Below are 25,741 nucleotides of genomic sequence, written 5' to 3' on the forward strand. Positions count from 1 at the left end.
TGGAACTATCTAAAAACTTAATGAAACAAAGAAACTGCCGCAAAACTAAGCCTTGCAGCAGTTAATTTTTTCAATTATACCTCTTACTTTGCTAATTTGTAAAGCGCTTCTGCATAAATTGCAGTAGCTTTTAATAAATCATCAAAATAACTGAATTCATCTTTTTGGTGCATCGTGTCTTCACGGCCTGGGAATAGTGCTCCGAACGCAACACCAGTCTCCATATGACGTGCATAAGTTCCGCCACCAATCGCGAGCAAGGTAGCTTCTTCCCCTGTTTGTTTTGTATACACTTCTTGTAGAGTTTGAATAAGTGGATGATCCTTTGGTACGAAAAGCGGTTTGGAATCATCGTAATGTGTATACTGCGCGTTGTACTCATAGACAACTGTTTGCATTTTATTTTTAAGTTTATCCATGCTAGCAGTAACTGGGTAACGGAAATTAAGACCGTATTTACCACCTTCTGCAACATCATAACGGATAACGCCAACGTTCATTGTTAGTTCGCCGCTTTCTTCGTCTTCATAGCTAATACCTAATTTAACTGCGCGGGAATCGCCGAATAGATAGTCACGACCAAATGTTACGAAATCATTTGCCGCACCAGTCAGCTTGAATTTACCAAGGAAAGCTACTAAATGAAGACCAGCATTTACTCCGTTATTCGGTTCCATCGCATGCGCAGATTTACCGACAATATTAATTTTAATGGATTTGCCGTTTTCTTCTAATGTTCCTTCTACTGGATGGTTTGCTAGGAAGTTTTTGAATGCACTTGCTACTTTATCAAAGTCTTTTACGTCTTCTAAAATAGCTGTCGCATGATCAGGAACCATATTGTAACGCTCGCCTGATTCAACGCTAAGTAAACGGAAAGCCGCTTCCCCGCTTGCTTCACCATCTTTAAAAGATACATCTAGTTCTGAGATACCTTTTTCTGCGTGAATGATTGGGAATTCTGCATCAGGAACAAAACCAAGTGTTGGTTGTTCTTCTGTTTCAAAATAACGTTCCACACAGCTCATACCGCTTTCTTCATCAGAACCAACAATGATTCTAACACGGCGAGAAAGTGGTAAACCTAGCTCTTTAATGATTTTCAGTGCATAGTAACCTGCGATTGTTGGGCCTTTATCGTCCGCAACCCCACGAGCGTATAATTTGCCGTCGCGTAAAGTTGGTTCGAATGGTCCGTTCGTCCAACCATCACCAACTGGTACTACATCGACATGCCCTAAAACGCCAACTAGTTCTTCTCCTTGGCCATATTCAAGGTGTCCTGCTACGTTTGCAACTTCTTTCGCTGTGAAGCCGTCTTTTTTACCAAGTTCAATCATATAGTCGAGCGCGCGTTTCACGTCTGGTCCAAACGGCGCATCCTCTGTTTTTTTACTGTCATCGCGAACACTCGGAATGCGAAGAAGCCCTTTTAAATCTTCTAAGAAATCATCTTTGCGTGATTCCACTTCTTTTTGCCAATTAATTTCTGTCATAATTGTTATTCCCTCCTTCAAACTTATCTTCTCTATTGTAAACTGTTTTTACGTAGCTTGGAAGCCGGAACTCCCTATTTTCTCATAAAACCTTTAATTGCTTCAAAATCCCAGCGTTCCATGCGTGCAGAAAAAACGATATCCATTATGTTTAAACTTTCTTTTTCTAGTGGTAAAAAGCGATATTCTTCGTGTTCATCGGATAATTCGATTTCTCCTCCTTCTGGCATTTCCACTAAATAAATAACACCGGTAATTTGGAAGTCCTTATGAAAAAATTCCCATGTATCATATAAAATAAATGGCTGTACTTGTAATTTAGTTTCCTCATAAACTTCTCTAAAAAGAGCTTCCCCATGTGTTTCACCGTAATTCATTCGGCCTCCAGGAAGTTCAAAAACTTCTCCTTCTACCCCTTTTTTCTTTAATGCTAAAAATTTCCCGTCTTTTACGATAACTGCTTTCACTGCAGGATATATAGGTTTCATTTTACAAAAGCCTCCTTATCATTTAAGATAAACATGATTTATCTGTTCTTTATTTTACCCGGTTGAGTAGATAAAAGCCAGTGTCATAAGGAGGTTTTACAAAAATGAAAAAAATAACACCAAAAGCAATGTGCGCTTGGATTCCTAAACGCGAAGATGAAACACATAAGGGTGATTACGGGCGTGTTTTAATCGTCGCTGGAAATAAACAATTTGGTGGCGCTGCTATTATGGCGGCTGAAGCTTGTGTCAAAAGTGGTGCTGGTTTAACAACCGTGGCCTCCGATAGTGTTAACCGTCCTGCTCTTCAAACAAGAATACCTGAATGCATGTTTATTGATTATGAAAATATCTCGAGTCTCAGCGAACAAATCAGCCAATTTGATACGATATTAATTGGTCCTGGGCTTGGACTTGATGCCTATGCGGAAGAAATTTTTCGTTTAGTTTTAGAAAAATCAACCGAACAGCAACAAGTAATTATTGATGGTGATGGGATTACTATTTATGCAAAAGGAGAAAATCCCCATCCTGCCGCGAAACTAACTTTTACGCCTCATGCTGGAGAATGGGAAAGGCTTAAAGTATTAGCGCCAGATGCCGTAACACCAACTGATGTAGCGCTTGCTATTGACGCAACAATCGTACTTAAAGGTCATCGTACGAAAGTGTATTCCGGTGAGTTCGCTTGGCAAAACATGTATGGAACGCCAGCGATGGCGACTGGCGGTATGGGGGATACGCTTGCGGGCACAATTTGTGGATTAATGGCTCAAACCGAAAAGCCAATTACCGGCACACTAGCCGCAGTCTTCCTTCACAGCTATATCGGCGAAATTTTAGCAAAAAAACGCTATGTGGTACTTCCAACCGAAATCGCCGAAGAATTACCAACTTACTTGAAAATTTTTAGTGAAACAGATGAACATGCTTAATAAAAAATCCTCCCTTTTTAAAAGAGAGGATTTTTTCTATGCTTTTTTAAATCTACTCGCCCATAATGCTAATTTTTCATTCCAAATGAAGTAACATCCGATTCCGCTGAAAAGCGCTGCATTACCAATTAAGAACCCTGCAACCACATCACTTGGAAAATGAACCCCTAAGTAAACACGCGAATACATGATGAAAATAACAAGACCTAACGCTAGAATACCAATTGTAAATCGAAGCCATCTGCGGCTCACGTATAGAATTAACAAGAAAGCAAGCATTCCATAAAATACTGTTGAACCAGTTGAATGTCCACTTGGAAAACTAAATCCACCTTGTTCGATTAATTTATAGGTAGGCCTTGGACGTTGGACGATATTTTTAATAATCGAAGGAATGAGTGCTCCACCAATTAAAACAATACCGCCAAACCAAATCGCCATATCCACTTTTCGCATAAATACAAATATAACGATAAGGATTGCCGTTAAAATACAAATGGTAGCTACCCCACCAATATCCGTTAGATAAGAAATCAAGGTAGTTTTAGCATCCGTAATACCCACACGGATAACACTATTCCAATAATAGTCAAAACGTTGAATCCACTTTGCACCGGTCATAACGCCTGTCATAAAGAAAATAAATCCAAGGAGACCGATACCGCTAATAATAAATGGTGTTTTTTTCATATAATCCTCCTAGCGAATTCTTAATTTTTCACGCAGTCTCGTTCCACGTGGCCCAAATAATTTATCGGATAAGTGGAGTTTAAATGCCATGTAACCATAGAAAATTGCACCTACCCCGCCGCAAACGATTGTAATCATTAATGCAGGAATTTTCCGGTCTGTTGTTACAAAGTTAGACATCATAATATAAAGTGCAATAACTACAAGTCCCATTAAAGCCGTCATCCCAAAGAAAAGTACCGTTCGCCGTAAAATAACTTTGAACGAAAAACGAACATATTTCTTAATAATAAGCAGCATGAAAATACAAGATACCGCATAGCCAATTCCGGTTGCAATAATGGATCCCTTTGCCTCAAATAACATAATGAGCGGCATTTGAAGAACTGATTTAGCCAGTAAACCGAGTAATAAACCAAGTACGGTAAATCGTTGTTCATCAATCCCTTGAAGGACTGCAGCAGATACGCTAAATAAGGAGAATAAAATAGCGATTGGCGCAAAAAGTTGTAGTAATGCTGTACCATTATCACTAGGTGAGAAAAACACCGTAAATAGTGGTCTGGCTAGCATCGCAATTCCAAAACAAGCAGGTATTGTTAAAAATAACAAAATTTGAAAAACATCATTAAGTTGACGTTTCACTTGTGCATATTCTTTTCTTACATAAGCACCTGTAACAAGTGGAACAAGCGCCATCGAAAATGCAATTGCTAGTGTACCAGGTATCATAATTAATTTTTGTACATCAAAGTTAATAATTGCCACATAAGAATTCACTAGTTCTGGAGAAATACCTATATATTCTAATACTCGTCCTAGTGTAAACTGGTCAATCAATTGATAAAGCGATGTAGCTGAACCAACAATAATAAAAGGAATGGCCGAAAGAATAATATCTTTATAAAGTGTTGGGATAGAAATTTTCACTGTCCCTCTATCTTCTAAAAGCATTCGATCAAGTCCAGGTTTTCGTTTATAAAAATACCAAAGCAGTAAAAGCAGACTTGCAAAAGCGCCGACAAAAGCGGAAAAAGTAGCGATACTAATAGCTGTTACCACATTCCCATCAAGTACATACATGACAATAAAAGTCCCGGCAAGTAAAAACATAATCCGAACAACTTGTTCTAATACTTGGGATACAGCAGAAGGCCCCATCGAATTATATCCTTGGAAAAAGCCTCGAAGTAAACTCATTACTGGAATAATTAGTAAGGCAAAACTAACGGCACGAATAACTTGAATGCCATCTGCTAAACTATAGCCGCCCTCTAGTTGTTGCATACGAGCAAGCGTTGGAGCAAGTCCATACATTGCTAGGAAACAGACAATGCCGGAGAAAATCATTAAATATACCCCGGTTTTAAATAAACGTCTACCTACAGCATATTCTTCCATCGCATTATACTTTGCTATATATTTAGCAACAGCCAGCGGAATCCCAGCAGTTGCAATGCTTAAGAATAATTGATACGGCACATAACCGAAATTATATAGAAGCGCTGGTTCATCTCCTCCAATAATTGCATAAAACGGAATCACATACAATATTCCGAGCACTTTAGAAATTAATGTCCCTAGCGTCAGAATAAATGTTCCTCTGAGCAGTTTTGAACCCATCGTCTAACTTCCTTTACATTAAATTATACATCCTTGTTTACTTTACCATTAACTCTTTTAAAAAAAAAGAACAAACCCAAATAAATATCGGCTTGTTCTTTACAAAAAGTTTAAATTAAATGAAGTTTTTTGCGAATTTTATACATCCGGTCACCTAGAATATAGTTTAGTAGCCCTGCTTTTGCAGCTAAAAAGGCATAAATGTAAACCCCTGTTCCAGCTGATATAAAAACAATAACTAATGCAGTTAATCTTGCATGCGGATTTAAGAATAATGCAAGCCCATGATAAATGAGCCAAACACTAACTAACATCACAAAACTTATTCCAAGAATTAACACTAGGCGTCTAATAATATACTTAAATGAATAATGAGCATATTTTTTAATAATAAAAATGGTGAAAAGTACGGAAACGATGTAGCCAAGTCCCGTCGCAAGAGCGCCACCTTTTGCACCAAGAAGTAATATTAGTGGCATTTGTAGCACTGATTTTGTTAGTAACCCGAGAAGTAAACTAAGTACCGTATAACGTTGTTCGTCAATACCTTGCAGAATCGCAGCTGTAACACTAAATAAGGAGAAAAAAATTGCAAATGGCGCGAAAAAACTAAGCAACATAGATCCATCAGCATTATAACCATAAAATATCGTATAGAGTGGATCAGCTAAGAGCGCTATCCCTAAACAAGCCGGCACGATTAAAAATAGTAATACTTGAAAAACAGCAGTTAGATGACGGTGTACTTCGCGAATATGTCCTTTATGAAAAGAAGCAGCCACAAGTGGAACGAGTGTCATCGAAAACGCCAACGCCAATGTCCCCGGAATCATAATGATTTTTTGGACAGAAAAGTTGAAAATTGAAAGTAAATCTTCCGCTGCTTTTCCAGGCATACCATCGTATGTTAAAACACGCGCAAAGGTGAATAAATCAATTTGTTGATATAATGACATCGCCATTCCTACTATAATGAAAGGCACGGCAGAGATAGAAATTTCTTTTAATAAATGTAACGTCGACACTTGTAATTTATTTTCACTGCCAGCAATCATTTTTTGAATACCTGATTTACGTTTTCGGTAATACCAAAGTAAACAAATTAAACTGAAAAAAGCTCCAACAAAAGCCGCAAAAGTTGCTAAGCTCATCGCTGTTACAAGGCTTCCACCAATAAGATGAAGCACAATATACGTACTTGCAAGTAGGAAAACAATTCTTGCTACTTGTTCAATTACTTGTGATACAGCAGAAGGTCCCATTGAATGAAATCCTTGGAAATAACCGCGGAGTAAGCTCATTACAGGAATAATCAGTAACGCAAAACTCACTGCACGAATAACCGTTGTAATATCTTCAATACTCGTTCCGCCACTAACCTCTTGCATCCCAGCGAGTAGCGGTGCAAAAATATACATAATTAAAAAACTAACAATCCCGGTAAATATCATCAAATACGTACTAGACCTATACAATCTTTGACTTAAAGCATATTCATTTAACGAATTATATTTAGAAATGTACTTAGCAACTGCTAATGGAACTCCAGCAGTCGCGATATTTAAGAAAATTTGGTAAGGAACATACCCATATTGATAGAGAATAGTTGCCTCTTCCCCGCCAGCAATCCAGTAAAATGGAATGACATACAAAATCCCTAAAATTTTGGATAATAATGTCCCAGCAGTAAGTACGGCCGTTCCTCGCATTAATTTTGAACTCATAATTTCCATTACCTCAATTGATTTTTTCTTTTAAGTCTGTCTTTAGGTGGATTATGTAAAAATCATTCTTACATTACTACTTTTAACGCATTCTTCTAAGATTTAAAATACAAGTTACACTAAGAGCAAGTAGTACTGCTGGTAAAACAAGCGAAACAAAGTTCACACCACTATTAATCATTGATAAAACGACACCAAGAATGGTAAACGCACCATATAAATAAAAAACAAGCGGAGTAATTATAATGCCTTTTCTAAGTTTGTTATAAGAAAGAAATAACATTATCGTAAATGCGATACAAATAACCGCCATAATCGTTGTCGTCATAATCGTATTTTGAACGACAGCGGTTGCATTTGCATTTGCAAGTACTTCTTTTCTTTGTTGTAGTGCAAAAAGCCCCACAATAGAAACTGTACTTAAAACGGCTTGAATAGTAGATACAATCGCTATTCCAAGTGTTACATTTTTTGTATTATTGAGCATTCTTGCATGCTCTGGTTTTACCTCAACAGACATCCTTACAACTCCTCTTTAACATTCTATACACCAGACTTTACCATATTTAAAGAGAAATTGTAAGTAGTAATTAGTTTTCGATTGGAACTTCCGCTGCATTTTGTAAAAATGCACCTAATTCACTCGTTTCCCCATCATGCAACATTTGTACGACCTTACTTCCAATAATCACGCCATCACAAACACGCGCAAATTTTTCGACATGTTCAATAGAAGAAACTCCAAAACCTGCAAGAACAGGAACAGGACTAATACTTTTTAAGTAAGCTAAGTGACTATCAATATGGGTATCAAATTCATTTCTCACACCAGTAGTTCCGTTAACTGTTACTGCATAAATAAACCCTTCTGCCTGTTTCGCAATTTCTTCGAGGCGCTCTTTCGGACTTGTCAATGAAACAAGCGGAATAAGTGCGATATCTGTCCCTTGAAGTTCTGGCGTAATCAGTGTTTGGTGCTCATAAGGTAAATCAGGAATAATAAGCCCTTTCACCGGCGTTTTCTGCACCAATTCAACAAATTTCGGGATACCTAAATGAAAAATCGGATTAATATAACTCATAATAATTAGCGGAATTTGCACTTTACTCCTAGCCAATTTATTTAAAATGGCTTCTAAACTCACTTGCTCCTTTAAAGCACGTAACCCAGCAAGTTGAATAATCGGACCGTCGGCAACCGGATCAGAAAAAGGAATACCAATTTCAATCGCGCTCACACCCGAGCCTTCTAGAAATAATAACTGTTCTTCTAAATTATCTAGACCACTATCTCCTCCCATAATATAAGTAACAACAGCAGCATGCTCTTTTTTTGCGAGTTTGTTCGTTAATGTTTTAGTCATTTATTTGTCCCTCCAAGCGTTCCTTTAGTTGATTAACATCTTTATCTCCGCGACCAGATAAACAAACGACCATACTTTCTTCTGGACGCATCTGGCTTGCAAGTTTAACTGCATAACTAATCGCGTGCGAGCTTTCGAGTGCAGGAATGATTCCTTCTGTACGACATAAAAGTTGAAATGCTTCAACGGCTTCATCATCGGTAACAGAATGGTACGCTGCACGACCTAAGTCACGGAAAAAGCTATGCTCCGGACCAATACCAGGATAATCTAATCCCGCAGAAATGGAGAAAGCTTCCAAAATTTGTCCATTTTCGTCTTGTAAAACATCCATCATGGCCCCGTGCAAAATGCCAATTTCACCTTTAGAAATCGTGGCTGCATGGAATTCTGTTTCAAGACCATGACCAGCTGCCTCCACACCGTGCATTTGAACAGAAGAATCATCCACAAATGGATAAAATAAGCCCATCGCGTTACTCCCGCCTCCAACACAAGCCACAATTGCTTCAGGTAACTTACCTTCTTTCTCGAGATGTTGTTTACGTGCTTCTGTTCCGATGACACTTTGGTAATCACGAACAATTTCTGGGAACGGATGAGGTCCTAGAACAGATCCCATAATATAATGCGTATCTTCCACATTCGCCACCCAGAACCGCAGCGCTTCATTTACGGCATCTTTCAACGTACGACTACCCGCTTTCACGCTGACAACTTTTGCACCAAGCAGCTCCATTCTAAATACATTGAGCGATTGACGTTTCACATCTTCTTCTCCCATGAAAATAGTACATTCCATATTAAAAAGTGCTGCTACTGTCGCTGTAGCCACACCATGTTGACCCGCTCCGGTTTCTGCCACTACTTTTTGCTTGCCCATTTGCCTAGCAAGTAACGCTTGACCAATCGTATTATTAATTTTATGCGCTCCAGTATGGTTTAAATCTTCTCGTTTTAAATAGATTTTAGCCCCGCCAGCATAGGCAGTAAGTTGTTCCGCAAAATAAAGCGGCGTTTCCCGGCCTACATATTCTTTTAAATAGTAGTTTAATTCTTTTTGAAAAGCTGCATCTGTTTTGGAAGCTCGGTACGCTTCATCTAATTCTTTCACTGCTTTCATTAAGGTTTCTGGCACAAATCTGCCACCGAATTTTCCGTAAAAACCATTTTCATCAGGTGCTTGATATGTCATTATTTTCCAACTCCTTTTGCTGTTTTAATGAAGACTTTAATTTTTTCAGGATCTTTTTCACCATTTGTTTCTACGCCAGAGGAAATATCTACAGCATATGGTTCAAAGCGGTTAATAGCTTCTTTCACGTTTTCGGCATTTAACCCACCAGCAATAATCAATTTATTTTTTATTAGTAGATTACTATTTATTTTATCCCAATCAAAAGTTTTCCCACTGCCACCCTCGTATTCTTCTGCTGGAGCATCAAGTAAGATATAGGCATTTGAATAATCATTTATATTGTTAGGAAGTTTACCCTCTTTAACTGGAAAAGCTTTAATTACTTCGACATCAATACGGCCTGCTTGCTCGGTCGGTTCTTGACCATGGAGTTGCACAATGTCTAGTGGTACACCTTTAATAGCAGCTGTTAACTCTTCTTCAGTCGGGTTAACAAAAACGCCAACTTTCTTAATATTAGGTGGGATGTTTTTAGCTAATTGGTGCGCTTGTTCAATCGTAACTTGGCGTTTACTTTTCGCAAAAACGAAACCAATCATATCCGCACCATTCTCGACTGCAGCTTTTACATCGAGGCTTTTTTTCAATCCACAAATTTTTACAATCATCGTTTCACCTTCAAACTTTCTGCTGCATTTTGGGGAGTTTTGTCTCGCATAAGCGCTTCTCCAACAAGTACCGCATTATATTCTTTACTAACTCGATTAACATCGTCTGCTATTTTAAAACCTGATTCGCTTATGAAACAAGCATCCGATGAAAACTCACTTGAAAGTATCTCACTTATTGCAATATCCACTTCAAACGTGTGCAAGTTCCGGTTGTTTACGCCAATGAGTTTAGCCCCAATCTTTTGAGCCACAGCTAATTCTTTCTGGTCATGCACTTCCACTAACACTTCCAAATCAAGCGCCAGAGCTTGTTTAAATAATGTGATTAGCTTCTCTTCTGTAAGCGCCGAAATAATTAGCAATACAACCGTTGCTCCTGCATTTCGAGCACGAATTAATTGTTTTTCACTGATAATAAAATCTTTACAAAGTACAGGAATTCCCACATTTCCCGCTACTTCTCGCAAGTCTTCAATCGAACCTTTGAAAAAAATAGGATCTGTCAAAACGGAAATCATTCCAGCCCCTGCTGCTTGATAAGACTTAGCTTGCAGAACCGGATTCACATCCATATTGATTTCTCCTTTAGAGGGAGAAGCACGTTTTACTTCCGCGATAAGTTGCACCTTATCTGTATTTTCTTTTAAAAATTCATAAAACGAATAAGTTTTCCGTTTTTCTGCTACTTGTTCTAATGGCATTTCAGCAACCTCTACTGCTTTTTGAGCTAAAATTTCTTCCAAAAATGTCATTTCGCTAGCACCTCTTTTTGATAAGTTATTAAATCTTGCAATTTTTGTTTAGCTAAACCACTTCTAACTAGGTCGCGGGCTAAATCAACGCCTTCTTTTACTGTTTTTACCTTGCCATTTGCGAATAAACCAAATCCGGCATTTAGCAAAACAGTGTCTAAATAGGCTCCCGGTTCGCCGGCAAGTATACTACGAAGAATGGCTGCATTTTCTTTTGCATCTCCGCCCCTAATTGCTTCTAGCGGATAGCTAGTTAAACCAACTTCTTCAGGTTTTAGTGTATATAAGTGAACTTCCCCACTGTCATATAATGCGTAATGATTTTCGCCGGCTAGAGAAGCTTCATCCATAAAACCAGCGCCATTTAAAACAACTGCTCGTTTTCGTCCAAGTTGTCCTAAAACTTCCGCAGTTTGTCTAATTAAATCACGACGATAAATACCCATTAATTGTGTTTCGAGATGAACCGGGTTAGTTAAAGGTCCAATCAAATTAAAAATAGTTGGCGTTCCAAGCTCTTTACGAACATCCATCACGTATTTCATATTAGGGTGAACATGGGGCGCGAATAAAAAGGCGATCCCTACTTTTTCAAGTAAATAAGTCATATCTTCAGGACGCATATTAATATCAACTCCTAATTCCTGACAAACATCCGCACTACCTGAACGGCTAGAAATACTTCTATTCCCATGTTTTGCCACTGGAATCCCTGCTGCTGCCAGGACGAATGCCGACGTTGTACTGATATTAAAACTATTCGATTTATCTCCGCCAGTTCCGCAATTATCCATCGCAGTTCCAGCTGGGAAATCCACTTGAACCGCAACTTGCTGCATCGCTTCTGCTATTCCAGTCATTTCTTCCGCTGTTTCTCCTTTGACTTTAAGCGCCATTAGGAAAGCAGCGATTTTCGTTTTTGAAAGTCGTCCTTCAAAAATTTCTGTTGCAACAATATTCATTTCTTCTTTGGATAAATTTTCTTGGTCATATACTTTTTGTAGTAAGATTTCCATTTGTTCGCGCCCCTTCCACTATATGAATAAAGTTTTCCATCATTTGTTTTCCATCATTCGTACCAATTGATTCAGGATGAAATTGCAAACCATAAACCGGATAATTTTTTACTTTCATTGCCATCACTTCTGTATCGTCCGTCGCTACTGCTAACACCTCCAAAACTTGTGGCAGCGTGTTTTTATCTACTATTAAAGAATGATAACGCATCACAGGCATTTCTTCTGGCAAATTAGCAAAGATTGCTCCAGCGGTTTGACGCATAGTGGAAACTTTTCCATGTCGAATTTGCTTTGCTCGTTTTACTTCTCCGCCAAATACTTCGCCAATCGCTTGGTGTCCCAAACAAATCCCAAGTAAAGGCTTTTCTTTTGCAAATTTTGCAACTACTTCTTCTAATAGCCCTGCCTCACTTGGTTTTCCTGGCCCCGGTGAAAGAACAATACCCTCAGCCAAAGCTGCTACTTCCATTAAATCAGCCGCATCATTCCGTTTCACTATCACTTCACTAAACTCTGCCAAATACTGCTCTAAATTAAACGTAAAAGAATCATAGTTATCAATTAATAAAATCATTCTCCCACCTCCAAAAGGGCTTTCGCTTTTTGTAATGTTTCCAAGTATTCACTCTCAGGTTCTGAATCATAAACAATCCCTGCACCAGCTTGCACATAAGCTTTTCCATTATGAAGTACCATCGTTCTAATCGAAAGAGCAAAATCAGAATCACCATTTTTCGTTAAGTAGCCGACCGCGCCAGCATAGGGGCCACGTTTTACATTTTCCCATTCATAGATTCGCTCCATGGCTCTTATTTTTGGTGCTCCGCTAACTGTACCAGCCGGAAGCGTCGACCGAAGAGCATCCATCGCGCTTAACCCTGGTTTTAATGTACCTTCGACAACGGAAACTAAATGCATCAAGAATCGGTAACGTTCAATAGTCAAATATACTGGTACATGCACCGAACCCGTTTCTGCAATTTTCCCAATATCATTTCGTCCTAAATCCACTAACATTCGATGCTCTGCAAGTTCTTTTTCATCGGATAATAATTCCGTTGCCAACATTTCATCTTCTTGCTTTGTTGCCCCGCGTCGCCTTGTACCAGCAATTGGATTCGTCGTAACAGTCCGTCCTTTCGTTTTAATTAAACTCTCTGGTGAAGAACCAATTAAGACTGTATCGCCAAAATCAATGAAAAAGAGATAAGGAGAAGGATTTAATAACCGTAATTTCCGGTAATAATCAAACGGCTTCACTGTAAAATCTGCCTCTAATCGCTGAGAAAGTACTATTTGAAAAAAATCGCCATCTTGAATATAGGTTTTCGCTTTTTTGACTAAGTTCATATACTCCTCTTTTGTATAATTGCTTTTGTAAGTCATTTTGGGAACTTGAACTGCTTTGTGTTCATCTTTTTTTGGCGTTGTAAGTTCTAAAAACATCGCTTCAAGCGCCTTATCTAGTTCTGCTTCACTTCTCCCAGAGTAGCAATTATCTTGCACTAAAATAAGTTCTTCCGCTTGATGATCTATGATGACAAAGCTTTCATATATATAAAAGCGAATATCTGGCATGTCCCGCGTTTCGACTGGTATATCACCTAAATTTTCATAAAGTGCAATAACGTCATACCCAACATAACCAATTGCCCCTGAATCTAAAGGTAAGCTTTCTTCCTCCGTCTTTGCTTTTTCAATAAATAGTTCAATTTCCTTTAAAGGATCTGCCACTAATTGAAGTGCCCCGTCTATATAATATTCATGTTGATATACTTTAATTTCATGCACAGGATTGATAGCAATAATAGAATATCTCCCTGCCTCTGCATCTTTTGTAGCTCCTTCAAGTAAGCTTTTGCCTGTTCCGGAAAGACGTTGAAAGGCTAAAATCGCGGTTAAAGTATCTGCATCCATTCTTTTCATTTTTCTCATTTAAATCATCCCTTCTTCATTAAAATAAAAAAAGCCCTCTGAAAAAGCCTACTATCATGCTTTTTCAGAGGACGAGTTATCGCGGTGCCACCTCATTTTAGGGAATTCCCCCTATCTCAGTGCTGTTTTTTTACAGCTGCTCTATAACGGGAGCTCCCGTTCACCCCTACTCCATTTCAAGGCATCACGCACAAGGCCCATTCCTATTTCATCTATTTATTAGCTCGCACCAACCGCTAACTCTCTTTAAAAATCGATGAAAAGTACTATTCTTGTTTCATGTTTTCGTTTTATAAAATTAAAAAAGGGCCTCTCTCCAAGCCTAGCAAATATACTAGACAAGGACGAGAGACCCGTGGTACCACCTTGATTAACTGCAAAAACAGTTCACTTAATCCATCCAAATTCCGAATGGGCGCCTTGTGTAACGATAAGGCCTAATCGCTGTATCCTACTAAGGAAGTTCCTTTTCAAACCAGAGCTCAGAAGTCCATTCACATCATGTCCGCTACTGACTTTCACCAACCGTCAGCTCTCTAAAAACTTTCATCATGCTACTTACTCTTCTTCAATGCTATCATTTTTTACTTGTGTTCATCTTACATAAGAAAACCATGAAAGTCAAGAAAACAAAACTATTTTATACTAAAAAGGTTGCAAAACGATAATTAATAAACAAGTAAGAAAAAAGAACTATCTTCCTATAAAATATTTCATCCCAGAAAAAGTATGCTATTTTCTCTATTATAATAAATATCACTTCCCCTAAAATACACATAAATATAGGTTCTCAAATGATAATCAGCTTAAATTCCAATGATAAAAATACTCATATAAACCATGTCTAATTAACTAAAAAAGGCTTTTCCAAAAGGACTTTTCGACCATCTTTATTAATTTGTGAAGTTTTTCACGTGAAACACTGGACAAACTTTTATTGATGGATTATACTAACGGTGTAATCAAATAAAACAGAAGAATACGGCAAAGCAACAAGCCAAATTTTTTTGGATTATCAGGGACGTTAAAAGTCTACTATGGACATTTTAAGTCCCGAACAAATATTAGGAGGTTCTGGAAAATGGCAATTAAAGAAAATGCGGCCCAAGAAGTATTAGAAGTTCAAAAAGTGATTGACAGATTAGCAGACAATGGACAAAAAGCATTGAAAGCATTTGAAAGTTACAACCAAGAACAAGTAGATAATATCGTACACGCAATGGCGCTTGCCGGACTTGACCAACATATGCCCCTTGCAAAATTAGCAGTAGAAGAAACAGGACGTGGATTATACGAAGATAAATGTATTAAAAATATCTTCGCAACAGAATATATTTGGAACAACATTAAAAATAACAAAACAGTCGGAGTTATTAACGAAGATACTCAAACTGGTGTTATCGAAATTGCTGAACCAGTCGGAGTAGTTGCCGGGGTTACACCAGTAACTAACCCAACTTCAACAACACTTTTCAAAGCAATTATTGCAATCAAAACACGTAACCCAATCATCTTCGCTTTCCATCCAAGTGCGCAACGTTGTTCATCTGCAGCAGCAAAAGTTGTTTACGATGCAGCAGTTGCAGCTGGAGCACCAGAACATTGTATTCAATGGGTAGAAAAACCTTCCCTAGAAGCAACAAAACAATTAATGAACCACGATAAAGTTGCACTTGTACTTGCAACTGGTGGTGCTGGAATGGTTAAATCAGCATACTCTACTGGTAAACCTGCACTAGGTGTTGGACCAGGTAACGTACCAGCTTACATTGACAAAACAGCTAAAATCAAACGTTCTGTTAATGACATCATTCTTTCTAAATCTTTTGACCAAGGTATGATTTGTGCTTCTGAACAAGCAGTTATCGTGGACAAAGAAGTTGCTAAAGAAGTAAAAGTAGAAATGGAAGCTAATAAATGCTACTTCGTTAAAGGCGCTGAATTCAAAAAACTAGAAAGCTATGTAATCAACCCTGAAAAAGGAACACTTAACCCAGATGTAGTTGGTAAATCCCCTGCATGGATTGCAAATCAAGCTGGCTTCAAAGTTCCAGAAGATACAAAAATCCTTGTAGCTGAAATTAAAGGTGTTGGCGACAAATACCCACTATCTCACGAAAAACTAAGCCCAGTTCTTGCATTTATCGAAGCTGCTAACCAAGCAGAAGCATTCGATCGTTGTGAAGAAATGTTAGTATACGGCGGACTTGGACACTCAGCAGTTATACACTCTACTGATAAAGAAGTTCAAAAAGCATTTGGTATCCGTATGAAAGCTTGCCGTATCATCGTAAATGCACCAAGCGCTCAAGGCGGTATCGGTGACATTTATAACGGTTTCATCCCTTCCCTAACACTTGGTTGTGGATCTTATGGTAAAAACTCTGTATCACAAAATGTAAGTGCGACTAACTTGCTGAACGTTAAACGTATCGCGGATCGGAGAAATAATATGCAATGGTTCAAACTTCCACCAAAAATTTTCTTTGAAAAATATTCCACTCAATACCTTCAAAAAATGGAAGGCGTTGAACGTGTATTTATCGTAACTGACCCAGGAATGGTTCAATTCAAATACGTAGATGTAGTAATCGAACACCTGAAAAAACGTGGCAATGATGTATCTTACCAAGTATTTGCTGACGTTGAACCAGATCCATCGGACGTAACAGTTTATAAAGGTGCAGAACTAATGAAAGACTTCAAACCGGACACAATTATCGCTCTTGGTGGTGGTTCCGCAATGGATGCTGCCAAAGGTATGTGGTTATTCTATGAACACCCAGAAGCTTCATTCTTCGGCTTGAAACAAAAATTCTTAGATATCCGTAAACGTACTTTCAAATATCCTAAACTTGGTGGAAAAGCGAAATTCGTTGCAATTCCAACAACAAGTGGTACAGGTTCTGAAGTAACTCCATTTGCGGTTATTACAGACAAAGAAAACAACATTAAATACCCTCTTGCTGACTACGAATTAACTCCAGACGTTGCGATTGTCGATGCACAATATGTAACTACTGTTCCAGCACACATTACTGCTGATACAGGTATGGACGTTCTAACTCATGCAATTGAATCTTATGTATCCGTAATGGCAAGCGATTATACACGTGGATTATCTATCCGTGCAATCGAACTTGTATTTGAAAACTTACGTGAATCTGTTCTTACTGGTGATCCTGACGCGCGTGAAAAAATGCATAATGCTTCTGCCCTTGCTGGTATGGCATTTGCGAATGCGTTCCTAGGAATTAACCACAGCTTGGCACACAAAATTGGACCTGAATTCCACATTCCTCATGGTCGTGCGAATGCAATCCTTATGCCACATGTTATCCGTTATAACGCACTTAAACCTAAAAAACATGCGTTATTCCCAAGATATGAAAGCTTCCGTGCAGATGAAGATTATGCTCGTATCTCTCGTATTATCGGCTTCCCTGCTGCAACTACAGAAGAAGGCGTTAAATCACTTGTAGATGAAATCATTAAACTTGGTAAAGATGTTGGTATCGATATGAGTCTTAAAGGACAAAATGTTGCTAAAAAAGACTTGGATGCGGTTGTAGATACACTTGCAGATCGCGCATTCATGGACCAATGTACTACTGCCAACCCTAAACAACCACTTGTAAGCGAACTAAAAGAAATCTATCTCGAAGCTTACAAAGGTGTCTAAAAACTAGCTAACTTGTCCACCATTAATATATAAAGTTAGAAGAAAGCGCAAGTCCATCCCAGGGCTTGCGCTTTCGCTTTAGTACTAAAATTAGTATAATGAAACAAGAATGGAGTTGATTTAATGATACGAGCAACTGTGCCCTACTTCACTTTTAACGGGGAAGCCCAAGAAGCGCTAGAATTTTATAAAAAAGTGTTTCAAGCAGAAATTACAAAAACTCGTTTTTTTCACGAGATGGAAGGATTCTCTGGAGATGAAAAATTAGGCGAACGCATCCTTCATGCTAGGCTTACGAAAGACGATAAAGATTTGTTTTACTTCTCAGATACACTAGAAGGCGAAACATATGCGGGAAATCGTTTATCACTTGCAGTTAATTTTGAAACTGAAGAAAGTTTTGTACATGCTTTCGTACTACTTTCTAAAACAGGAACCGTTGAAATCCCTATTCAAAAAACTTTTTGGGATGCCAAATACGCAAAAGTTATTGATCATTATAGCATCGATTGGCATCTTAACTTAGAAAACGAGTCTACTACTAAAGACTGATTTTTTCCCGTCCTCTAGCCGAATGTAATTAGAACTAAAAAATAGTACAATTTTAGTAGTGAGAGAAAAAAGGAGTGAGTTCATGACTGAGACAGTTTTAAAATTAGAACATGTCACGAAAAAAATCGGACAAAAAAACATTGTCCACGATATCAGCTTTGACATACATAAAGGAGAAGTATTTGGCTTACTTGGTCCAAATGGCGCCGGTAAAACAACTATTATCCGCTCAATTGTAGGCTTAATTCGCCGCTCAGAAGGGACAGTTTATATTAATGGTAAAAATATTGATACCGACTTTAAGGCTGCAATTTCTGAAGTAGGAGCAATTATTGAAAATCCGGAATTTTATATGTATATGTCTGGATGGGCTAACTTAAAGCAATTTGCACGAATGAGCCAAAAAAATATTACAGATGATCATATTCGTGAAATTGTAGAACTTGTAAAACTTTCAGATGCCATCAATCAAAAAGTAAAAACATATTCCTTAGGTATGCGCCAACGTTTAGGCGTTGCACAAGCCTTACTTCACAATCCCGCCCTACTTATTTTAGATGAGCCAACCAATGGACTTGATCCACAAGGGATGGCAGAATTTAGAACTTTAATTCGTGATTTAGCAACTAACGGTACTTCTGTTTTAATTTCTAGCCATTTGCTTAGCGAAATTCAACAAATCACCGATCGCTTTGCTATTATCAATAAGGGCGTCTTAACTCATACAGAAAAAATGAGTGATGTTCTTGAAAATCACGTGGCTGTTTATCAACTTAAAGTCACGGATTCGGAAGCAACAAAACCTGTTCTTGCTACACTTCCAGTAAAACTTATTGCTGAAAAAGAAAATTCATTTAAAATTGAAGTAGCTCATGAAGATGTGCATTTAATTGCCCGCGCGATTATTCAAGCAAATATCGATTTATTGGAAATGGTCCCACTTCAAGCCTCCCTCGAAGAACGATTCCTAGAATTAACAAATGGCGGAGGTGTAAAAGCATGATAGCATTAATAAAAAATGAATTTACTAAATTATTTTCTAGAAAGTCTAGTTGGATTATGCAAATTGTTTTATTTGCAGCAGTTTTAGCGTTGGCACTACTTATGTTTTTCGTAAGTAAGATTGATACAAGCGGCGTTGAAGGTGGCAATGCAAGTAATGCTGGAATTACAGCTTATTACGATGATAAAGGAACTCCGGTTAGTGAGGAGGAATATTGGAATTCAGCAGATAAAGATGGTAACCCAACCTATAAAACCGAAACACTATCACTAACAGATTCCGTTGCTTACTTAAAAACCCAAAAACAAGCTGCTCAAACGAAAGCTGAAAAAGAATCAGTTCAAAATCAAATTGATTTCTATCAAGCTTATGTAGATGCAGATGAAAAACCTGCTAGCAATACAGCGGGAATTTCAAGTGCTGACTTCTTTGCATCACTCGGTAGCTCTGGTGCAGTCGCAACGATGCTAGTAGTAATTGTCGCAAGTATTATTGTTGCAACAGAGTTTTCTGGCGGAACAATTAAGTTATTACTTGCTCGACCTTATTCTAGAAGTCAAATTCTCTTCTCTAAATATTTTATGTGTATTGTTTATAGCATCATTAGTTCCATCACGCTATTCTTAGCTAGTTTTATCTTCTCGTTTATTCTTCCGAAGCAATCGATTTTCATGCCGCTCTCCCCTTCAACAGGCGCAATGACAGCGTGGGATCATGCTTGGATGCTGCTTGGAACAAACTTCTTACTGATGATCGTGTATGCAACTATCGCATTCTTCTTCTCATCTGTTGTTCGTTCACAAGCATTAGCAGTTGGTGTTGGTGTCGGCGTACTATTCTCTGGTGGAATTATTCGTCAACTACTACCACTCGCTATCGAAAAATATGACTGGATGAAATGGATTATTTTCAACTTGCTTAGCTTAAATGATACAGTTGGCGGTCAAAAAATCGCTGGCGGTTTAGCAGATTGGCAAATTATTGCTGGCTTAGGTGTATATACAGCGATTATCCTTTTCTTTACCTTCTTCATATTCAAAAAACGAGATGTCGCATTAAGTTAATTCCAAAAAAGAGGTTGTCCATAACGGACAACCTCTTTCTTAATGTTTGATAATCTCAATTTTATTTACTGCATTCGTATCAATTCTTGCTGTTCCGCCAATTGGGAAAGTAGCAAGTGGTTGCGTATGACCAAAATCCGCACCAGAAATAACTGGAATTTTTTGTAAAGCAGTTTTTGTTTCTATAATAAAAGCAAGTTTCTCTCTCGTCATTGCTGTTTTTGTTTGGAAGCGACCAATGACCAAACCTTTTATTTCATCCGCACCTGGTTGATTAAGAAGCGACTCCAAATCACGATCAAACGTTTCTGGAATAGTCATAAAATCATCTTCCAGAAATAAAATGGCACCAGATAAATCAGGCATATATTCTGTTCCTTGGAGTAAATTAAGCGTGCAGAGATTCCCGCCAATAATGGTTCCTTCTGCTTCACCTGTTTGAAGAACAACTAATCCTTCATTGGGCCTAAAGTCTCTATTCTCTTGATCCAAATACCATTCATCATCACTCCACAAGGTGCTTTCTGTTAGCGTAAATGGTTCTTTATCTACTAAGCAAGCGTGAAATGAATCAAGTACATAGTCTAGACCCTTTTCCATTGAAAAGGTAGAGAAATGAGCGCCAGAGTAAGTAACGAGTTCGGTTTGCGTATAAATAGCCGTTCCTAGCGCTGTAATATCAGAGAATCCGCAAAAAATCTTAGGGTTCTCAGCAATTAAATCATAGTCTAAATATGGTAATAACTGATTGCTATTAAAACCACCGATAACAGTTAAAATCGCCCTCACATTCGAATCATTGAACGCTTCATGGATATCAGCTACTCTTGAGTGAATACTAGAGCTTAACATACAATCTATTTCTGAAACATGTTCTCCAAAAGTGACTTTAAAACCCATCTCATTTAGGCGATTAACAGCAAAATCAACTTGATTTTCTGCTAGTATACCAAGTGATCGACTTGGAGCAATGATACGAATTTCATCACCTTGTTTTAATTTTGCGGGAATCATCATTTCATCGCCTCCCTATTTAGTGTATGGAATGGACATGAACGTAAATGATCGTCCAGAATGCCAATAGCTTGTAAATAAGAATAGATAATCACAGGTCCAACGAACTTAAAGCCTCGTTTCTTCAAATCCTTACTTATTTTTTCGGATAGTTCTGTCTTAGCTGGAACTTCTCCCATTCCCTGCCATTCATTAATGACTCGCTCTCCATTTGTAAAACTCCAAATATAATTAGCGAATGAGCCAAATTCTGCTTGGACTTTTTGTGTAGCTAGGGCATTGGTGCGAACTGCTTTGACTTTTAAACGGTTCTTTACAATGGCCGCTTCTGAAACAATCCGCGCTAAATCTTCATCTGTTAACCGAGCGCACTTATCAATATCAAAATGAAAAAAAGCTTCTTGATAGGCTTTTCTTTTATGTAAAATTAATTTCCATGACAAACCAGCTTGCGCCCCTTCTAAATTTAGCATTTCAAATAAATAAGTGTCATCTTTACTTGGGATACACCATTCTTTATCATGGTATTCTAACTCAAATGGATCATTTATTGACCAAGGGCAACGTAATTCTTCAGACAAAGGGAATTCCTCCTATATAGTTAAAATGTAATATACACTAATTAAAACTGCCACAAACAAACCAATACAACTCCAAATTATTCGTCTCTCTTTCCACTGACTAACTGCAACTGCAATACTTAATGCTAAAAATAAAAATAATAGCCAGTTCGGAACATCTGGGTGGTAGCCGCTTTTGAAAATAAGATAACCAACTGCAGCTGCAATTATTCCTGTTACAACCAAACTTATCTTTTGATACCTCATTCGCTCAAGCCTCCTATTTACCAATCATAAAACATACGTTCTCTTTTTGCAAGTGAAAATAAAAAGAAGCGAACTTAATTGTTCGCTTCTTTTTTGATAATTATTTTAATTTGCCACGAAGGACCATTGGTAGAATTCCACCATGACGGTAATAGTCAATTTCTACTTCTGAATCAAATCGCGCAAGTGCATCAAATGTGAAGCTAGAGCCATCTTCGCGAACAGCTGTCACTTTGACAATATCTCTCGGCGCTACCTCTTCACCGATTTCCACTTGTAAACTTTCTGAGCCAGTTAAGCCAAGTGTTTCTGCGTCTTCGCCTGGTTGGAACTGAAGTGGTAAAACGCCCATCATGACAAGGTTAGAACGATGAATCCGTTCATAGCTTTTCGCAATAACTGTTTTAATTCCTAGCAAGTTCGTTCCTTTGGCAGCCCAGTCACGGGAAGATCCCATTCCGTAATCGTCGCCAGCAAGAATGACTAAACCAGTATTATTTTCGATATATTTTCTAGATGCATCATAAATGGACATCACTTCGCCAGTTGGCCAGTAAGTTGTATAGCCACCTTCTGTACCTGGTGCGATTTGATTTTTGATACGGATATTCGCAAATGTCCCGCGCATCATCACATCATGATGGCCACGACGAGAGCCATAAGAGTTAAAATCGCGAATGGCCACGCCTTGTTCTTGTAGGAATTTTCCAGCAGGTGTATCTTTACCGATTGCTCCGGCTGGTGAAATATGGTCGGTCGTAACAGAATCACCAAATTTACCAATAACCCGGAGACCAGATAAGCTTTCTACTTTGCCAGCTTCTTTTGCTAAATTATCAAAGAATGGCGGGTTGGCAATATACGTAGAATTTTCATCCCATTTGTACAAAGCGTCTTCCGTTGTTTCGATCGCATTCCAAGCTTCGTTCTCATCAAAAACATGGGCATATTGTTCACGGAAAAGTTCTGGGGTTACGGTTTCTTCTACAAGCGCCTTCACTTCTTCGGAACTTGGCCAAATATCATTTAAGAAGACTTCTTCGCCATTATTACCACGCCCGATTGGTTCGGTTAGCATGTCAACATTTGTTGTCCCAGCAAGCGCATAGGCAACGACTAGAGGTGGTGAAGCTAAGAAGTTTGCTTTCACAAGTGCATGAATACGACCTTCAAAGTTACGGTTACCACTTAATACCGCAGAAACAAGCAAATCGCTGTTTTGAATCGATTCTTCAATTTCCTCTTTTAATGGACCAGAATTACCGATACACGTTGTACAACCATAGCCAACAAGGTCAAACCCAAGTTTTTCTAAATATGGAAGTAATCCAGCTTTTTCTAAGTAGCCTGTTACGACTTTGGAACCAGGTGCTAAGGAAGTTTTGACGAATTTTGGTACTTCTAAGCCTTTTTCGACTGCTTTTTTAGCAACCAAACCAGCGCTTAACATAACATATGGGTTAGAAGTGTTCGTACAACTTGTAATCGCCGCAATGGCAACAGAACCAGTCTTCATAGTAGATTGATCTCCATTACCAAAGGTTACAGTGACTTCTTTCTCTAAAGCTGATTTATCAAGACCGAAACCTTGGTTGCCTGCTTTGGCAGTAATCGATTCGCGGAATGTTTCTTTCATTTTTGAAAGTGGGATTAAATCTTGTGGACGTTTTGGTCCTGCCAAGTTTGGCTCTATCGCAGAAAGATCGATTTCCACGATTTGCGTGTAGTTTGGTTCCACTTTTTCTGGTGTGAAAAATAAATCATTTGCTTCTAAATAAGCTTCTACTAATTCGATTTGTTCTTTATCACGGCCAGTTAGTTTTAAGTAGTTAAGTGCTTCTTTATCCACTGGGAAGAAGCCACAAGTTGCGCCGTATTCTGGAGCCATATTTGCAACAGTTGCACGGTCAGCAAGTGGCAGTGTTGCAACGCCTGGACCGTAAAACTCCACAAATTTACCTACTACTTTTTGTTCCCGTAAAACTTGGGTAACTTTTAATGCAAAATCGGTTGCAGTTGCCCCATTTGGTAGTGCACCTAGCAATTTTACGCCAATAACTTCTGGAATTGGAAAGTAAGATGGTTGACCGAGCATGCCAGCTTCTGCTTCAATACCTCCAACACCCCAACCTAAAACACCAATACCGTTAATCATTGTTGTGTGGCTATCTGTTCCAACAAGAGAATCTGGGAACGCTACAAATTCGCCGTCTACTACTTCATTTGCAATGACGACGTTTGCTAAATACTCTAAGTTAACTTGGTGAACAATACCTGTTGCAGGTGGTACAGCGCGGTAGTTATCAAATGCTTTTTGCGCCCAATTTAAAAACTGGTAACGTTCCATGTTGCGTTTGAATTCAAGTTCCATGTTGATTTTAAGTGCTTCTGGATTCGCGTAGCTATCCACTTGCACCGAGTGATCGACGACTAAATCGACCGGAATTTCCGGATTGATTTTTTCAGGATCGCCTCCAAGGTCTGCCATTGCTTTACGTAAAGAAGCTAAATCAACGACTGCTGGAACACCTGTGAAATCTTGTAAAATAACACGGGCAGGTTTGAATGGCACTTCCCCTTCATTGCCATCTTTAGACCAATGAGCTAAATCTTCTACATGTGAGTCCTTAATTACTCTGCCATCTGCTTGTCTTAATACCGATTCAAGCAAAACACGTACAGAATAAGGTAATTTCTCGATGTTTGTAAGCTTGTCCTCTTCTAAGGTTTTAAGTTTGTAATAATGATACGTTTTGTCGTTCAACTGAAATGATGCTTTTGCTTTTTCTTTCCAATTAGTCATCCACGTTTCCTCCTTCAATTCTTGAAACGATTGGTCTCTCTCATCTATTGTACTTAAAAACAAGCGATAAGTAAACAAAGAGAATCCGCTATATTTTGATAACTTTTTCTTATAACAAAAAAATGAATGGCAACGTGCGCCATTCATTTTTACTTTATACACCTATATTGGTTAATGCTTGTTCTAAAGAGCCAAATGATTCGAGTTTAGAAATATTGGAACCAAGTTGAATGGTGCGCTGGGCAAAGCTTGGTTGCATACCTGAAAGTATTGGTACTAAACCAATCAATTTAAAGGATTGAATCATATCTTCCATGTGTTTCGTTGCAAAATCATCTTTTAATACCGCACTGGAAAAATCAATGACAATCGTATCCAAATTCAGCTTATCCGCAGATTCTACTGCTTTCTCTTTCATAAAATAGCCTCTATCGTCATCTAAACTACCAACAATTGGTAAAACGCCAATAGAATCATTTATTGGAATAATTCGCGTGGATAATTGAATGATTTCTTTTCGCTGAGCTGCTACTTGATTTCTATTTTCTTGCATAAATCCTTCTAACAATTGTTGTTGAATGGATGAAAGCGTATCTTTTATATCAAGCATAAATTGGATAATGTCAGCATCCGTATAGAAAACATTTTCTGTTTCCTTCCATTTGACTAAGCTAGTAATGATATATTTTTCGACTTGACTCATATGTTGATGAATTTTTCTAATATCAGTCTTATCATTGAAGCGTCTTTTACCGATGCTTTCAAAGTCTCGTTCTTTCACACCAGTAATTACATCAATAATCATGCCACACGACGCATTGCTTAAGGAGCGAATAGCTGCTTCCTCTTCACCACCACGAAGTCTTAGTTTAAATTCATCTGTTTCAATATAATAATTTTCGTAAAACATATTCACTAACTCTGAACGACGACTAATCAAAAATTCCTTAATTTGCATAAA

At 38.2% G+C, this 25,741-nt stretch carries 23 protein-coding genes and 2 other annotated features; of the genes, 5 read left to right on the forward strand and 18 right to left on the reverse strand.

Annotated features, from left to right (window positions below; genetic code table 11):
* Positions 1-83 precede the first annotated feature (83 nt).
* The gene (gene pepV / locus HCB38_RS06995) at positions 84-1,496 is read right to left on the reverse strand and encodes a dipeptidase PepV (protein WP_185637935.1); all 1,413 of its coding nucleotides are present in this window, start codon (positions 1,494-1,496) and stop codon (positions 84-86) included.
* A 74-nt stretch (positions 1,497-1,570) separates the two neighbouring features.
* Positions 1,571-1,984, reverse strand: a complete 414-nt coding sequence (locus HCB38_RS07000; protein ID WP_185318924.1) for an NUDIX hydrolase — start codon at positions 1,982-1,984, stop codon at positions 1,571-1,573.
* Between the two features lie 104 nt (positions 1,985-2,088).
* Between HCB38_RS07000 and HCB38_RS07005 the strand changes: the two genes are divergently transcribed.
* Positions 2,089-2,919 carry an NAD(P)H-hydrate dehydratase gene (locus tag HCB38_RS07005; protein ID WP_185637937.1) on the forward strand — a complete coding sequence of 277 codons (831 nt, stop codon included), beginning with the start codon at positions 2,089-2,091 and terminating at the stop codon, positions 2,917-2,919.
* A gap of 36 nt (positions 2,920-2,955) precedes the next feature.
* Here the strand turns inward: HCB38_RS07005 and HCB38_RS07010 are convergent, their stop codons facing one another.
* The 11 genes from HCB38_RS07010 to trpE form a co-directional block, all read right to left on the reverse strand.
* Positions 2,956-3,609: a phosphatase PAP2 family protein gene (locus HCB38_RS07010; protein ID WP_185637939.1), complete on the reverse strand. Its 654-nt coding sequence runs from the start codon at positions 3,607-3,609 to the stop codon at positions 2,956-2,958.
* 9 nt (positions 3,610-3,618) lie between these two features.
* Entirely contained in the window at positions 3,619-5,232 is a 1,614-nt protein-coding gene (locus tag HCB38_RS07015; protein ID WP_185637941.1) for a putative polysaccharide biosynthesis protein, read from the reverse strand.
* 110 nt (positions 5,233-5,342) lie between these two features.
* On the reverse strand, positions 5,343-6,956 hold the full coding sequence (locus HCB38_RS07020; RefSeq protein WP_185318928.1) for a putative polysaccharide biosynthesis protein: 1,614 nt from the start codon (positions 6,954-6,956) through the stop codon (positions 5,343-5,345).
* Positions 6,957-7,038: 82 nt separating this feature from the next.
* Complete coding sequence (locus HCB38_RS07025) at positions 7,039-7,476, reverse strand: hypothetical protein (protein WP_185318929.1); 438 nt, start codon at positions 7,474-7,476, stop codon at positions 7,039-7,041.
* A 70-nt stretch (positions 7,477-7,546) separates the two neighbouring features.
* The gene (trpA, locus tag HCB38_RS07030) at positions 7,547-8,320 is read right to left on the reverse strand and encodes a tryptophan synthase subunit alpha (protein ID WP_185637944.1); all 774 of its coding nucleotides are present in this window, start codon (positions 8,318-8,320) and stop codon (positions 7,547-7,549) included.
* Positions 8,313-9,515: a tryptophan synthase subunit beta gene (gene trpB, locus HCB38_RS07035; protein WP_185637946.1), complete on the reverse strand. Its 1,203-nt coding sequence runs from the start codon at positions 9,513-9,515 to the stop codon at positions 8,313-8,315. Before trpB ends, trpA begins: the two co-directional genes overlap by 8 nt.
* Positions 9,515-10,126, reverse strand: coding sequence for a phosphoribosylanthranilate isomerase (locus tag HCB38_RS07040; protein ID WP_185637948.1), 612 nt, complete (start codon positions 10,124-10,126; stop codon positions 9,515-9,517). The genes trpB and HCB38_RS07040 overlap by 1 nt, the downstream gene beginning before the upstream one ends.
* Positions 10,123-10,881, reverse strand: a complete 759-nt coding sequence (gene trpC, locus HCB38_RS07045; RefSeq protein WP_185637950.1) for an indole-3-glycerol phosphate synthase TrpC — start codon at positions 10,879-10,881, stop codon at positions 10,123-10,125. The genes HCB38_RS07040 and trpC overlap by 4 nt, the downstream gene beginning before the upstream one ends.
* Positions 10,878-11,897 carry an anthranilate phosphoribosyltransferase gene (gene trpD / locus HCB38_RS07050; protein ID WP_185637952.1) on the reverse strand — a complete coding sequence of 340 codons (1,020 nt, stop codon included), beginning with the start codon at positions 11,895-11,897 and terminating at the stop codon, positions 10,878-10,880. The genes trpC and trpD overlap by 4 nt, the downstream gene beginning before the upstream one ends.
* Positions 11,869-12,474, reverse strand: a complete 606-nt coding sequence (locus HCB38_RS07055) for an aminodeoxychorismate/anthranilate synthase component II (protein ID WP_185637954.1) — start codon at positions 12,472-12,474, stop codon at positions 11,869-11,871. Before HCB38_RS07055 ends, trpD begins: the two co-directional genes overlap by 29 nt.
* Positions 12,471-13,835, reverse strand: coding sequence for an anthranilate synthase component I (gene trpE, locus HCB38_RS07060; protein WP_185318936.1), 1,365 nt, complete (start codon positions 13,833-13,835; stop codon positions 12,471-12,473). Before trpE ends, HCB38_RS07055 begins: the two co-directional genes overlap by 4 nt.
* Positions 13,836-13,899: 64 nt before the next feature.
* Positions 13,900-14,124, reverse strand: a binding site (T-box leader).
* A gap of 48 nt (positions 14,125-14,172) precedes the next feature.
* Positions 14,173-14,416, reverse strand: a binding site (T-box leader).
* Positions 14,417-14,916: 500 nt separating this feature from the next.
* On the opposite strand from trpE, the gene lap reads away from it, so the two are divergent.
* The 4 genes from lap to HCB38_RS07080 all read left to right on the forward strand — a co-directional run bounded on the left by lap (position 14,917) and on the right by HCB38_RS07080 (position 20,136).
* A complete protein-coding gene (lap, locus tag HCB38_RS07065) occupies positions 14,917-17,517 on the forward strand; it encodes an adhesion-mediating acetaldehyde/alcohol dehydrogenase LAP (RefSeq protein WP_185637956.1) in 2,601 nt (866 codons plus the stop codon).
* Between the two features lie 123 nt (positions 17,518-17,640).
* The gene (locus tag HCB38_RS07070; protein ID WP_185637958.1) at positions 17,641-18,069 is read left to right on the forward strand and encodes a VOC family protein; all 429 of its coding nucleotides are present in this window, start codon (positions 17,641-17,643) and stop codon (positions 18,067-18,069) included.
* Positions 18,070-18,151: 82 nt separating this feature from the next.
* Positions 18,152-19,072, forward strand: coding sequence for an ABC transporter ATP-binding protein (locus HCB38_RS07075; RefSeq protein WP_185318939.1), 921 nt, complete (start codon positions 18,152-18,154; stop codon positions 19,070-19,072).
* Positions 19,069-20,136, forward strand: a complete 1,068-nt coding sequence (locus tag HCB38_RS07080; protein WP_185323084.1) for an ABC transporter permease — start codon at positions 19,069-19,071, stop codon at positions 20,134-20,136. The genes HCB38_RS07075 and HCB38_RS07080 overlap by 4 nt, the downstream gene beginning before the upstream one ends.
* A 39-nt stretch (positions 20,137-20,175) precedes the next feature.
* Here HCB38_RS07080 and HCB38_RS07085 read toward each other — a convergent pair whose 3' ends face one another.
* The 5 genes from HCB38_RS07085 to HCB38_RS07105 form a co-directional block, all read right to left on the reverse strand.
* On the reverse strand, positions 20,176-21,150 hold the full coding sequence (locus HCB38_RS07085; RefSeq protein WP_185319019.1) for a S66 family peptidase: 975 nt from the start codon (positions 21,148-21,150) through the stop codon (positions 20,176-20,178).
* Complete coding sequence (locus HCB38_RS07090) at positions 21,150-21,731, reverse strand: DNA-3-methyladenine glycosylase I (RefSeq protein WP_185318941.1); 582 nt, start codon at positions 21,729-21,731, stop codon at positions 21,150-21,152. The genes HCB38_RS07085 and HCB38_RS07090 overlap by 1 nt, the downstream gene beginning before the upstream one ends.
* A 12-nt stretch (positions 21,732-21,743) precedes the next feature.
* Entirely contained in the window at positions 21,744-21,977 is a 234-nt protein-coding gene (locus tag HCB38_RS07095; RefSeq protein ID WP_185318942.1) for a hypothetical protein, read from the reverse strand.
* Positions 21,978-22,077: 100 nt separating this feature from the next.
* Positions 22,078-24,780: an aconitate hydratase AcnA gene (acnA, locus tag HCB38_RS07100; protein ID WP_185637960.1), complete on the reverse strand. Its 2,703-nt coding sequence runs from the start codon at positions 24,778-24,780 to the stop codon at positions 22,078-22,080.
* Positions 24,781-24,934: 154 nt separating this feature from the next.
* Positions 24,935-25,738: an STAS domain-containing protein gene (locus HCB38_RS07105; protein WP_185618774.1), complete on the reverse strand. Its 804-nt coding sequence runs from the start codon at positions 25,736-25,738 to the stop codon at positions 24,935-24,937.
* Positions 25,739-25,741: the final 3 nt, after the last annotated feature.

This window comes from Listeria farberi, from assembly GCF_014229295.1.
Classification (GTDB): domain Bacteria; phylum Bacillota; class Bacilli; order Lactobacillales; family Listeriaceae; genus Listeria; species Listeria farberi.